Origin of the sequence: Streptomyces sp. NPDC003247 (assembly GCF_042888135.1) — a bacterium.
In the GTDB taxonomy this organism is placed as follows: Bacteria; Actinomycetota; Actinomycetes; order Streptomycetales; family Streptomycetaceae; genus Streptomyces.
On record NZ_JBIAPF010000003.1, the window covers coordinates 936,333 to 948,689 of the forward strand.

At 75.0% G+C, this 12,357-nt stretch carries 11 protein-coding genes; 5 read left to right on the forward strand and 6 right to left on the reverse strand.

Translation table 11 applies throughout. The annotated features are described in order from the left end of the window. Positions 1–39: 39 nt before the first annotated feature. Positions 40–408, reverse strand: a complete 369-nt coding sequence (locus ACFYWQ_RS13400) for an STAS domain-containing protein (protein WP_389515805.1) — start codon at positions 406–408, stop codon at positions 40–42. Between the two features lie 536 nt (positions 409–944). Here ACFYWQ_RS13400 and ACFYWQ_RS13405 point away from each other — a divergent pair. The 4 genes from ACFYWQ_RS13405 to ACFYWQ_RS13420 are packed head-to-tail and all read left to right on the forward strand — an operon-like array spanning position 945 to position 6,293. Continuing rightward, positions 945–5,231, forward strand: coding sequence for a SpoIIE family protein phosphatase (locus tag ACFYWQ_RS13405; protein ID WP_389515807.1), 4,287 nt, complete (start codon positions 945–947; stop codon positions 5,229–5,231). Then, the gene (locus ACFYWQ_RS13410; protein WP_389515809.1) at positions 5,231–5,542 is read left to right on the forward strand and encodes an STAS domain-containing protein; all 312 of its coding nucleotides are present in this window, start codon (positions 5,231–5,233) and stop codon (positions 5,540–5,542) included. Before ACFYWQ_RS13405 ends, ACFYWQ_RS13410 begins: the two co-directional genes overlap by 1 nt. Next, positions 5,539–5,898 (forward strand): hypothetical protein, encoded by a 360-nt coding sequence (locus ACFYWQ_RS13415; protein WP_389515810.1) that lies wholly within the window; start codon positions 5,539–5,541, stop codon positions 5,896–5,898. Before ACFYWQ_RS13410 ends, ACFYWQ_RS13415 begins: the two co-directional genes overlap by 4 nt. Next, on the forward strand, positions 5,898–6,293 hold the full coding sequence (locus ACFYWQ_RS13420) for an STAS domain-containing protein (RefSeq protein ID WP_389515813.1): 396 nt from the start codon (positions 5,898–5,900) through the stop codon (positions 6,291–6,293). Before ACFYWQ_RS13415 ends, ACFYWQ_RS13420 begins: the two co-directional genes overlap by 1 nt. Positions 6,294–6,299: 6 nt before the next feature. On the opposite strand, the gene ACFYWQ_RS13425 is transcribed toward ACFYWQ_RS13420, so the two are convergent. The 5 genes from ACFYWQ_RS13425 to ACFYWQ_RS13445 all read right to left on the reverse strand — a co-directional run bounded on the left by ACFYWQ_RS13425 (position 6,300) and on the right by ACFYWQ_RS13445 (position 11,080). Continuing rightward, a complete protein-coding gene (locus ACFYWQ_RS13425; protein WP_389515815.1) occupies positions 6,300–6,491 on the reverse strand; it encodes a hypothetical protein in 192 nt (63 codons plus the stop codon). A 104-nt stretch (positions 6,492–6,595) separates the two neighbouring features. Continuing rightward, positions 6,596–7,966 (reverse strand): FAD-dependent oxidoreductase, encoded by a 1,371-nt coding sequence (locus ACFYWQ_RS13430; RefSeq protein ID WP_389515817.1) that lies wholly within the window; start codon positions 7,964–7,966, stop codon positions 6,596–6,598. Positions 7,967–8,346: 380 nt separating this feature from the next. After that, positions 8,347–9,066: a maleylpyruvate isomerase family mycothiol-dependent enzyme gene (locus ACFYWQ_RS13435; RefSeq protein WP_389515819.1), complete on the reverse strand. Its 720-nt coding sequence runs from the start codon at positions 9,064–9,066 to the stop codon at positions 8,347–8,349. Then, entirely contained in the window at positions 9,066–9,914 is an 849-nt protein-coding gene (locus ACFYWQ_RS13440) for a fumarylacetoacetate hydrolase family protein (RefSeq protein WP_389515821.1), read from the reverse strand. The genes ACFYWQ_RS13435 and ACFYWQ_RS13440 overlap by 1 nt, the downstream gene beginning before the upstream one ends. Beyond that, entirely contained in the window at positions 9,911–11,080 is a 1,170-nt protein-coding gene (locus tag ACFYWQ_RS13445; protein WP_389515823.1) for a cupin domain-containing protein, read from the reverse strand. Before ACFYWQ_RS13445 ends, ACFYWQ_RS13440 begins: the two co-directional genes overlap by 4 nt. An 89-nt stretch (positions 11,081–11,169) precedes the next feature. On the opposite strand from ACFYWQ_RS13445, the gene ACFYWQ_RS13450 reads away from it, so the two are divergent. Then, a complete protein-coding gene (locus ACFYWQ_RS13450; RefSeq protein ID WP_389515825.1) occupies positions 11,170–11,943 on the forward strand; it encodes an IclR family transcriptional regulator in 774 nt (257 codons plus the stop codon). Positions 11,944–12,357: the final 414 nt, after the last annotated feature.

Consider the following 12,357-nt stretch of genomic DNA (forward strand, 5'->3'; position numbering starts at 1 on the left):
GGACCCACGCGGCGCACCCTCGGGCGTCCGGCCGGGCGTTCAGCCGCTCAGGGCGTCGACGGCGTCCTGGACGGCCGGGTGGAGGGGGAACAGCTCGTCGAGTCCCGCGATGCGGAAGAGCCGGTCCAGGGCGGGGGTCAGCGCCGCGACCGAGAAAGCCGTGCCCGCCGCCTCGGCGCGGTGGAATGCCCTGATGATCTCGGTCAGTCCGGTGGAGTCGCAGTAGTCCAGGCCCGACAGATCGGCGACGACGCCCGTGCCCGGGTTGCGCAGCGCCTCGTCCACGGCCCGGCGTAGGTCGGGGCCCGTGTAGTGGTCCAGATCACCGGTGACGCGCAGCACCACCGGTCCCGCGGAGCCGGGCTGCGGAGTGATCTCCACGGCCAGCGGGCCCTCTTCCTCAGTCACCCTGTCTCCTGCCCGGCCGCCGCGATGGGGTATGCCGGGGGGGCGGGTCCGGTGGCCGGGGTGCCGGCGCACGGTCCGGGGAGCGTGTGTCCCCGGTTCCCTGCGGATCGGTCGTCCCCCCCTTGACGCGCACCGGGTTCCCCGACCGGCTGGAATACTCTATCGGTCGTCAACAGCCCGCACAGAGCCTCGCCGAGATCTCCGGCAGCACGACGTCCGGGGTCACGGTGACGGTGCGGGCCCGGGCCGGGGCGAGGAGCCGTCGGCCGGGCGGAGGGGCGGGGTGGCCCTCCGTCAGCGGCGGGACGCGGAGATGCGGCGGTCCGTCGCGTGCCGGCCGGGGCGGGCGCGGTCGGGGCGGGCGCGGTCGGGGTCCCCGAGCGGTCGGGGCGGGCGCGGTCGGGATCCTGCGCGGTCGGGGTCCCGCGCGGTCGGTACGGCGAGGGTGCCGGAGGTGGACCGGCAGGACGGGAGGGTGTCGCGTGGCACGTTCGGACGACGCTGGGCCCAGGCCGCCGACAGCGGCCGGAGGCGATGTGTTCGCGGCCGACCGGGAGGTCGGCGAGGACCTCGCCCGGGTGGACTGGGCGGCGACTCCGCTCGGCCCGCCCGCCGGGTGGCAGCAGAGCCTGCGGACCGCGGTGAGCATCCTGCTCTCCTCCCGGTTCCCGATGTGGATGGCCTGGGGCGAGCGGCTGACGTTCTTCTGCAACGCCGCCTACCGGCGCGACACGCTGGGCAGCAAGTACCCGTGGGCGCTGGGACGTCCGGCGAACGAGGTGTGGGCGGAGATCTGGGACGACATCGGCCCGCGCATCGACTCGGTGCTCGGTACGGGCGAGGCCACCTGGGACGAGGGGCTGCTGCTGTTCCTGGAGCGGTCCGGCTACCCGGAGGAGACCTACCACACGTTCTCCTACAGTCCGCTGTGGGACGACTCCGGTGACGTGGTCGGCATGCTGTGCGTGGTCAGCGAGGACACCGAACGGGTGATCGGCGAGCGGCGGATGGCCACGCTGCGCGACCTGGGGTCCGACCCGAGCGTCATCCGCACCGAGCAGGAGGTGCTGGCCTTCGTCGACCGGCAGCTGGCCCGCAACCGGCGGGACCTGCCCTTCACCCTGACCTACCTGTTCGACGAGGGGACCGCCCGGCTCGCCGGCGCGGCCGGTGTCCCGGCCGGCCACCCGGCCGCGCCGGCGGTCCTCGCCGCCGACGCCCCGGACGCGGTGTGGCCGGTCGCGGCCCTGGCCGAGAGCGGGACGAGACTCGTGCCGCTGGCCGGTGACGCGTTCGCCGGCCTGCCCCGCGGGGACTGGCCCGAACCGCCCGTCCAGGCGCTCGTGGTGCCGCTGATCCAGCAGGGCGGCACGCCCTACGGCTTCCTGGTCGCGGCGCTCAACCGCTACCGCGAACTGGACGCGGGCTACCGCAGCTTCGTCGAGCTGACCGCCGGTCACATCGCGTCCGGCATCGGCAGCGCCCGCAGCTACGAGGCGCAGCAGCGGCGGGCGGAGGAACTGGCCGAGCTGGACCGGGCGAAGACCGCCTTCTTCTCCAACATCAGCCACGAGTTCCGCACCCCGCTCACGCTGATCATGGGGCCGGTCGAGGAACTGCGCGGCCGGCTGGCCGACACGGCCGACGGGCCGGTGCGGCAGGAGCTCGACGTCGTCCACCGCAACGGGCTGCGGCTGGGCAAGCTGGTCAACACGCTGCTGGACTTCTCCCGCATAGAGGCCGGCCGGATGCAGGCCCGGTACGAGCCGGTCGACCTGGCCGCGGTGACGGCCGAGCTGGCCAGTGTCTTCCGCTCGGCGGTCGAGAGGGCCGGGCTGGACTACGACGTCGACTGCCGGTCGCCTGCCGAGCCGGTGTACCTCGACCGCGGCATGTGGGAGAAGGTGGTCCTCAATCTGCTCAGCAACGCCCTGAAGTTCACCTTCGACGGCGGGATACGGGTCGGTGTGCGGGGTGAGGGCGCGCAGGCCGTGGTCACCGTGGCCGACAGCGGCACGGGGGTGCCGGAGGCGGAGATGCCCCGGCTGTTCGAGCGGTTCCACCGCATCGAGAACGCCCGGTCCCGTTCCGACGAGGGCAGTGGCATCGGGCTGGCCCTGGTGCAGGAGCTGGTGGGTCTGCACGGCGGCACCATCACCGCCGAGAGCACCGAGGGCGCGGGCACCCGCTTCACCATCCGGCTGCCGTTCGGCAGCGCCCATCTGCCGGCCGAGTCGGTGGTGCGGGGGACGGGGGGTGCCGTCGGCTCCGGGACCGTCAAGTCCGGGACCGTCGACTCCGGGACCGTCGACTCCGGTGCCACTGGTTCCGGGGTCGCTGAATCCGGTGCCACTGAATCCGGGACCATCGGCTCCGGTGCCACTGAATCCGGGACCATCGGCTCCGGTGCCATCGATTCCGGTACCGCCGCTCCGTATGTGCAGGAGGCGCTGCGCTGGCTGCCCGGTCACGGCTCCGGCACTCACTCCGGCGGGCCGGCCGGCAGCGCGGCGGAGGCGGAGGCCGGGGGAAGTGCCGGCGCGCCGCGGGCCGTGGGGCCGGGGGGCCGGGCCCGGGTGCTCGTCGCCGACGACAACGCGGACATGCGCGAGTACCTGACGCGGATGCTCACCGGGGCGGGCTACGACGTCACCACCGTCACCGACGGTCTGGAGGCGTTCCGGTCCGTCCGCCGCGACGCCCCCGATCTCGTCGTCAGCGACGTGATGATGCCGGTGCTGGACGGCCTGGGGCTGGTGGGCCGGCTGCGCGCCGATCCGCGCACGGCCTCCGTGCCGGTACTGCTGCTGTCGGCCCGGGCCGGGCAGGAGGCGTCGATCGAGGGCCTGCGGGCGGGCGCGGACGACTACCTGGTCAAGCCGTTCGCCGCCGCGGAGCTCCTCGCGCGGGTGCGGGCCAACGTCGAACTGGCGCGGCTGCGCACCCATCACGCCCGCTGGCGGACCGCGCTCGTCGACTCCCTCCAGGAGGCGTTCTTCGTCTGCGACGAGGCCGGGGCCGTCGTGGAGATCAACAGCGCGTTCGCCGACATCCTCGGCTACGGCCCGGAGGGCCTGCCGTACCCGCCGGTCCCCCCGTGGTGGCCGGACGCCGCCGCCGATCCCGAGGCGCACCGGCGGACCCGGGAGGCGTTCGCCGGACTGCTGGAACGCACCCGGGGCTCCTGCACCGTCCCGGTCAGCCACCGCGACGGCCACCGGCTGTGGGTGACCGTCACCTTCGCCCGGGTCGACGACCCCGACTCCGGGCGCGGCGTCACCGTCGGCACCTTCCGCGACGTCACCGCCCAGCACTACGCCGTCCAGCGCGAGACGGCGCTGGCCGCGCTGAGCACCTCCCTGTCCCTGGCGTCGAGCCTGCCGCAGGCGCTGTCGGGTGCACTGGAGGAGCTGAAGGGGCTGTGGCGGGCCCGGGGTGCCGTGGCCGCGGTCTTCGGCAAGGGGGCCGTACCGGCGCTGACGGCGACGGACCCGCCGCCGCGGTGGGAGGACCTGCCGGCCGCGCGGCGGGAGGCGCTGGCCGGTCTGCGCGACCGGACCCCGCTCACCCCCGTCGCCGAGGGCACCGGGGCCGGCGTCCTGCTGGAACACCCCGACGGCCCGCTGGCCCTCTGGATCGACCTGGACGAACACCGGCCCTTCACCCGTGAGGACCACCTGCTGCTGTCGCTGCTGGCCGGCCGCCTCGCGCAGGGGCTGGTGCGGGCGCACCAGATCGACCAGCAGCGGGAGACCGCGATCGCCCTGCAACGCGCCATCCTCGGTCCGTCCCGGCTCCCCGACGGCTTCGCGGTCCGCTACGAGCCCGCGACTCCGCCCCTGGAGGTGGGCGGCGACTGGTACGACACCGTCACACTGCCGGACGGACGGATCGGCATCGTCGTCGGCGACTGCGTCGGACGCGGTCTGGAGGCGGCGACCGTCATGGGCCAGCTGCGCAGCGCCTGCCGTGCCCTCGTGCTCCAGTACTCCAGCCCCTCCCGGACGCTGATGGCCCTCGACCAGTTCGCCGCGGGCATCACGGGCGCGATGTGCACCACCGTCTTCTGCGGCGTGCTCTCCCCCGAGACCGGGCTGCTGACCTACTCCAGTGCGGGGCACCCGCCGGGCATCCTCACCCACCCCGACGGCACGATCCGGCTGCTGGACGACGGGCGTTCCCTCCCCCTCGCCGTACGTCCGGGCCGGCAGCGTCCGGAAGGCGCCTGCACGCTGCCGGCGCGGGCCACGCTGCTGCTGTACACCGACGGGCTCGTCGAACGCCGCCGGCGCTCGCTCAACGTCGGCATCGACCTGGCCGGCCAGGCGGTGCAGCAGGGCCGCAACGTGCCCGTCGACGAACTGGCCACGCAGGTGATGGCACAGCTCGCGCCGGCCGGGGGCTACGACGACGACGTGGCCCTGCTGCTCTACCGTCACCCGTCGCCGCTGGAGATGACCTTCCCGGCCGAGTCGTCGCAGCTCGCGCCGGTCCGCAAGGCGTTGCGCGGCTGGCTCGCCCAGTGCGGCCTGCCGCCGAACACCGTGCAGAACGTCCTCGTCGCCGCCGGGGAGGCGTGTGCCAACGCCATCGAGCACGGCCACCGGCACACCCCGGGGGAGGCGGTGCGCCTGCGCGCCGAGGCCTTCGGCGACGACCTGCGTCTGACGGTCGCCGACAGCGGCCGGTGGAAGACCCCGCGGCCCGAGCTCAACCCCCACCGCGGCCGTGGTGTCTCCCTGATGCGCGCCATGATGCAGCACGTCACCATCACTCCCGGCCCGTCCGGCACCACCGTCGACATGCAGATGAGGATCGCCTGATGACCACCCCGCTGATCCTCACTCCCGGCCGGAACCCGGACGGCACCGCCCGGCTCGTGGCCGCCGGGGAGATCGACATGAGCAACATCGGTTCCCTGGCGGACGCCCTCGACGCGACCTCCGGCCCCCTCGTCCTGGACCTGACCGGGGTGGAGTACCTGGACAGCGCCGGGCTGAGCGTGCTCTTCGCGCACGCGGACCGCCTGGTGCTCGTCGTCACGCCGCTGCTGGAGCCCGTCCTGACCGTCTCGGGTCTCGCCGGGCTGACCACCGTCCGGGGCCCGGACCCGGACGGCGCGCCGCCGCGGTGACCGGGGGACGGGCGCGGTGCGGCGCGGCTGCGGGCGCGCTGGACGGACCGGGCCGGGCGTCCGGGACGAGCGCGCCCCGGGACGAACGCGCCCGGACCGCGGCGGTGCGCCGCCACGACGTCCTCGGCACCCCGTCGGACGGCGCCACGCTCGCCGATCCGGCCGCGCCCCTGAGGGACCAGCCGGAGCTGCGGCACGAACGGCGGTGCCGGAAGGCCGGGAGCCGGGACGCCGGGACGGAGCCCGACGTCGCCCCGCCGGCCCTGTCCGTCCCCTCGGCCGAGGCCCCCGCCGACGACGGCACCACCGGCACCGCCCACCCCACCGCAGCGCCCACGCACCTCGCCCGGGAGTGATGACCGACACCCTTCAGGTGACCGTCCAGCACCTCGACGAAGGCCTCGCCGTCCTCTCCGTCACCGGAGACGTCGACCTGCACACGGCCTCGACGCTGCGCTCGCACGCCCTGGCCCTCTTCGAACGGGGCACCGTGCACCTCGTCCTGGACCTGGCGCGGGTCGACTTCTTCGACTCCACCGGTCTCAGCACGCTCATCGGGCTGTGGCACGCGGCCCAGGGGGCGGGCGGCTCGCTCGTCCTGGCCGCGGTGCCCGACCGCCTGGAGCGCATGATCAACATGACCGGTCTCTCCCTGATCCTGCCGGTCCGCGCCACGGTGGCCGACGCACTGGCCGGGCGCGGCGCCGACGGTTCACCCGGCGGCGCGGACAGCGGGGGCGGAACCTCCTGACGGCGCTCACCGCCACCGGCAGCGCCGGGGCGGCCGGTGGCGGTGAACGCCGCCGACGCGGCGGCCGCACCCGCGCGTCGCGGGTCGGCCCAGCGCCGTCGCCTCCAGCCGCCGCCTGAGGTCGGCGACGCCGATGCCTTCGCCCCGGACGACCTGGCCGATCTCGTCCCGGTCGAGGCCCGGGGCCTGGGCGAGCACGGCGGTGAGGGCGTCGGCCGTGAGGTCGTCGGGGCGGACCTCGGCGAGGGATCCGTCGAAGCGGCCGAAGGGGGTGCGGGCCGCGGCGGAGAGGAAGGCGTCGCTCAGCGGGCGCCTCCCGCGACCGGTTCGGCGGCTGAGGCCGTCCCGGCCCCGGCCCCGGCGCCGAGGTCGGCGGAGGCGGCCCCGGACACCGGGCCGAGGTCGGCGGAGGCGAGCGGGATCGGCGTGAACATGGCCGGCTCCTCGTCGGGGGTGAGGGCGGTCGGGCCGTACACCCAGTCGGTGAAGCCGTAGTCGTAGGTGTCGCGCTCCGCCATGATCGCGTTGCGCTGGAGGCGCTCGGTGCCGTCGAGGTGCCACAGCTTGCCCCAGGCGCGGGCGGTCTCCACCACGCGGCGGCAGTGCTCGACGCGGACCGCCTCGTACGCGGCGAGGGCGGCGTCCCAGTCGGGCGGGGCGGTGGCCTCGGCGCCGGACTCCGCGCGCAGCCGGGCGACGTGCCGGGCGAGCACCCAGCCGTCCTCGATGGCCATGATCGCGCCTTGGGCCATGTACTGGAGCGGCGGGTGGGCGGCGTCGCCGAGCAGCGCGATCCGGCCGTGCACCCAGGTGTCGACGGGGTTGCGGTCCAGCATCTGCCACCAGCGGTCGCGCCACATCAGCGGGATGCCCTTGCGCACGGTGTCGCAGGTCGGGGCGAACGCGGCGTCCAGCTCGTCCGGTGTGCCCCAGTCGTCCCGGCCGGCCAGCGCCTTCGGCGACTCGAACACGGCGACCTGGTTGAACATGTCGCCGCCGCGCAGGGCGTACTGCACGAAGTGGCAGCGGGGGCCGACGTAGACGGTGACGTCCTTCTCGGCGATGCCGTTGTCGCGCACCTTCTCGATGGGGACGGCGGCGCGGTAGGCGACGTAGTCGGAGCTGACGACGTCGTCGCCGACGAGCTGCCGGCGGGCGACGGAGTGCAGGCCGTCGGCGGCGACGACCAGCGGGGCGGACTCGCTGGTGCCGTCCTCCAGCCGGACCAGGGCGCCGCCCTCGGTGTGCTCGTAGCCGGTGACCGTCTTGTCGGTGACCAGCTCGACACCGGCCCGGCGGCAGGCGCGCAGGAAGATGCCGTGCAGGTCGCTGCGGTGGATGACCATGTACGGGAACCCGTAGCGGCGTTCCAGGTCGCGCAGGTCGAGGCGGGTCAGCTCGCGGGCGTCGACGGCGTCGCGCATGACCATGTTCTCGGGGAGCACCCCGAGGTCCTTGGCCTCGTCGAGCAGGCCGTACTCGTGGAGGATGCGGGTGCAGTTGGGGGCGATCTGGATGCCGGCGCCGACCTCGCCGAACTCCTTGGCCCGTTCGAGGACGCGCACGCGCAGCCCCTGGCGGGCGAGGGCGAACGCGGAGCTGAGACCGCCGATGCCGCCGCCGACGATGAGGACGTCGGGCTGGTCGCCGGTGGAAGGGGTGGCAGGGTTCATCGTCTTTCCTCGATCGAGTCGCGTGGGTCATCGGCGGCGTTGCCGTCGACTCGGGGTGCCCGTCGGGCGGCGGGCGCGTCGAAGGGCGGGGCCGTCGGAGCGGGGAGGCGTACGACGGCGCGGGGGCCGGCGCCGGTGCGCGGGCGCGGCACGGCGCGGCGGGCTGTCGCCGGGCGGGTCCGGTGCCCCCGGGTGACCGGCGGTGGGTGGGCGGGCGGCCGGTTCTCCGGTGGCCGGCCGTGGGCGGGCAGGTGGGTTCCGGGGGCGGCCGGCGGTCCGTCAGGAGGTCGCCGGGCGGTCCGCGCGGGCCATGGTGGAGTCCGCGCCGGGCTCGGTCCGGACGTCCCGGGCCGGCGGGGAGCCGGCCCGGACGCGGCGGGTCAGAGCCAGGGGCCGATCTCCGGCGCGGGCGCGCCGGCGGCGGTGGTCAGGGCGTGGGCCCGTCCGGTGAGGTAGGCCGTGACCTGGAACAGGGGTCCGGCCAGCACGGTCGGGGTGCCCTCGCCGGGCAGTTCCCAGCTGTCCGCGGTGTCGGTGGCGTCCAGCCGCAGGGCCGGCCCGGCGGTGTTCTGGGAACGCTTGCCGACGACGTCGTCGCAGAGGGCGGCGAGGAAGCCGTCCGGCAGGTCGGCGAAGGAGAGGCCGGTGCCGAGGTCGACCGCGTGGACGCACACCTCGCGCGAGCGCATCCAGGGCAGCTCGGTCGCGGGGACGGTGCGGCCCTGGACGGTGACGACCTCGTTGTCCCACTGCTCGTCGTCGAGGTCGGCGGTGGACGCGGCCAGCTCGCCGGCGGAGCGGCGCAGCCATTCGGTCAGCTCGGCGGCCGGGAGGACGGAGCCCTTCTCGATCCCGGCGGCGCGCTCGTCGGGGGAGGCGTACATCGGGGTCGGCTCGCCGGTGGCGGCCCAGTGGACCAGGTTGCCCAGGGCGTCGGCGTTGGCGGCGACGTGGGCGATCACGTTGCCCCGGCTCCAGCCGGGCAGCGCGCTGGGCGCGGCGATCGCGGCGTCGTCCACGCCAGCGGCGCTGAGGAACAGCTCGGTGCCGAGGCGTTCCCAGGCGCGGGCGTCGTCGAAGGTGCGGGCGGGGCGGCCCATCAGACCGCACTCTCCTTGACGACCTTGTTCTCCAGGCGGCCGATGCCCTCGACCTCGGTGACGACGGTCTCGCCGCCGAGCAGGTAGCGCGAGGGCTTGCGGGCGTGGCCGACGCCGCCGGGGGTGCCGGTGGCGATGACGTCGCCGGGGTTCAGGCGGATGACCGTCGACACGTACTCGACCAGCGCGACCGGGTCGAAGAGCAGGTCGCCGGTGTTGTCGGACTGCATGACCTCACCGTCGACGGTCAGCCTGACGTCAAGGGCGGGGCGGACGCCGCCGGGCAGGTCGTCCGGGGTGACCAGGTAGGGGCCGACGGGGGTGGAGGAGTCCCACATCTTGCCCTGGAGCCACTCACGGGTGCGGAACTGCCAGTCGCGGCAGGTGATGTCGTTCAGGACGGTGAAGCCGGCGATGGCCGCCTCGGCCTCGGCGCCCCGGGCGCGGCGCACCTGCTTGCCGACGACGACCGCGAGCTCGACCTCCCAGTCGAACTCCTCCGTCTCGTCGGGGCGCAGGATGTCGTCGCCCGCGCCGATCAGGCAGTCGGCGAACTTGGCGAACAGGGTGGGGTGCTCGGGCAGGTCGCGGCCCATCTCCTGGATGTGGTTGCGGTAGTTGAGACCGACGCACACCACCTTGGAGGGGGCCGGCACGACCGGCGCGAAGTCGGCGTCCGCGACGGCGTAGGTGGCGGCGCCCCCGGCGGTGACGGCGGCGGCGCGCTCGGCCCAGCCGTCCTCGGCCAGCAGTGCGCCCACGTCGGGGACCCCGAGGTCGACCAGGACGTCACCGTCGAGCCGGACGGCCCGGGTGGTGCCTTCGGTACGGATGGTGGCGAGCTTCATCGGGTGGTTCCTTCCACGTGGGTGCGGTCGAGGCGCAGCGCTTCGAAGATCGGGGAGTCACTGAAGCGGAACAGGTCCAGCGCTCCGGAGTCGGAGTCGGTGGCGCCCGCCTCGGAGCGGACCGAGAACGGCTGCCAGGACGGCACGACGAACAGGTCGCCCCGGGTGACCGACCAGGAGGTGTCACCGACAGTGACCGTGCCGGAGCCGTCGAACACCTGGTAGACCGAGGAGCCGGTCTCCTTCGCCGGGGCGGTCTCGGTGCCGCGGGCGACGCGGTGCATCTCGGCGCGGATCGTGGGCAGCACGTCGGCGCCGGTCGACGGGTCGGTGAACCGGACGGCGGCGTGACCGCGCTCGACGGTGCCGCCGAAGCCCTCGGCCTCCAGGGCGAGCTGGTCGGCCAGGGCGCGGTCGGTGTGCTCCCAGCGGTACGCCAGCAGCGGGGAGCCGGGGGTGGGTTCGCCGGCGGCGACGGGACGCAGGCCGGGGTGGCCCCACAGGCGCTCGGCGCGCGACCGGTCGGGGGTGATGCGCTCGGCGTCGCTGATCTCGTCGCGGCCGAACTCGAAGAACTGGGCCTCGGAGGCGTACTGGAAGGGGATGTCCAGGCCGTCGATCCAGGCCATGGGCTCGGCGGTGGCGTTGTGGTGGGCGTGCCAGTTCCAGCCCGCCTGCGGCAGGAAGTCGCCGCGCCGCATGGCGACCGGGTCGCCGCCGACGACCGTCCATACGCCCTCGCCCTCGACGACGAAGCGGAAGGCGTGCTGGGTGTGCCGGTGCTCGGGCGCGTCCTCGCCGGGCATCAGGTACTGGATGGCGGTCCAGAGGGTCGGGGTGGCGAAGGGCCGGCCGCCGAGCGACGGGTTGGCGAGGGCGATGGCGCGGCGCTCGCCGCCCCGGCCCACCGGGACCAGCTCGCCGGCCTGGGCGGCGAGCGCGCGCAGCTGCTCCCAGCGCCACAGGTGCGGCACGGCTCGCGAGCGCGGGTGGGCGGGCATCAGGTCGCCGATCTCGGTCCACAGCGGGACGAGGAGTTCCTGTTCGAAGCCCCGGTACAGGTCTTCCAGTGCCGGGGTGACCTCGGGCTGGCCCGGCGCCGAGACGGCTTCCAGGCGGACGGGGGAGCCCGTGGCGATGTCGGGTGCGAGGGAGGTTTCGGTCACGGGCTCAGAGTGCGCCGCGTTCACCTGGAAGACATGTAGATTCTGGAGGACAGAACAGTGCGGGGGGTGAGCGGAACCGGGAGGCCGCGTTGGACAAGCCGCTGAAGAACCCGCCGCCATACGCCATCAGCAGCGTCGACCACGCCCTGCGGGCCGCGGCGATGCTCCAGCTGGAGGGCGGGCTGACCGTGTCGCAGGTCGCCGAGCGCCTCGGGGTGGCCCGGTCGACCGCGCACCGGCTGCTGGCGATGCTCGTATACCGGGACTTCGCCGTGCAGGACGAGCAGCGGGTCTACCGCGCGGGTCCGGTCCTGGAGCTGGCCGCGCACTCGCAGTCGCAGGTGTCCCGGCTGCGCGCGGTCGCCCTGCCGCATCTGCACCGGCTGGTCGGCCTGCTGGAGGAGACCGCCAACCTGACGATCCGCACCGGGGACACCGCCCGGTTCATCGCCAGCGTGGAGTGCGCGCAGGCGCTGCGGGTGGGGTCCCGCGAGGGCATGGTCTTCCCCGCGCACCGCACGACCGCCGGACTGCTGCTGCTCGCCGAGCTGGCCGAGGACGAGCTCCGGGAGGTGTACGCCGTCGAGCGCTACCACGACCGGCCCGGCGAGCGGCCCGACCTCACGGCGCTCGCCACGGACCTGGAGCGGGCGCGCCGCGGCGGCTTCATGGTGAACCAGGACCGCTCCGAACGGGGTCTGGTGGCCGTCGGCATACCGGTGCGCGGCACGGACGGGGTCGCCCTGGCGGGGGTGTCGGTGTCGATGCCGGGCGTGCGCTACGACCCGGGCCGGCTCCAGTCCCTGGTCGCGACCCTGAACGCGGCCGCCCGCGGCATCGAGGCCGACCTGGCCGCGGGCTGACCGGAGACCCGAACGGATCGCGCAGGCGGCCGGGCGACCCGTGCCACCAACGACAGGCCCCCGCGGGTCGCCGTCCGGCAGCCCGTGAGGCAGTGCGGGATGCCCGCCGACGACGTCCTGAAGCCGACGGTCGTCCCGCATCCCGCAGTCCGCCCAGCCGGCGTCGACGCCGACGCGCACGGCCCGTACGACGGTGCGGGCGGAGGCGGGGCCGCGAGCCAGGGCCCAGGGTGCGAGCCAGGGCCCGGGCCGGGGGCCAGAGCCCGGGCCGGGGGCCAGAGCCCGGGCCGGGGGCCAGAGCCCGGGCCGGGGGCCAGAGCCCGGGCCGGGGGCCAGAGCCCGGGCCGGGGGGCAGAGCCCGGGGCGCGAGCGGGCCCCCGCCCGCCCCGCCCTGTTCCCCTGGCCCCCCGCATC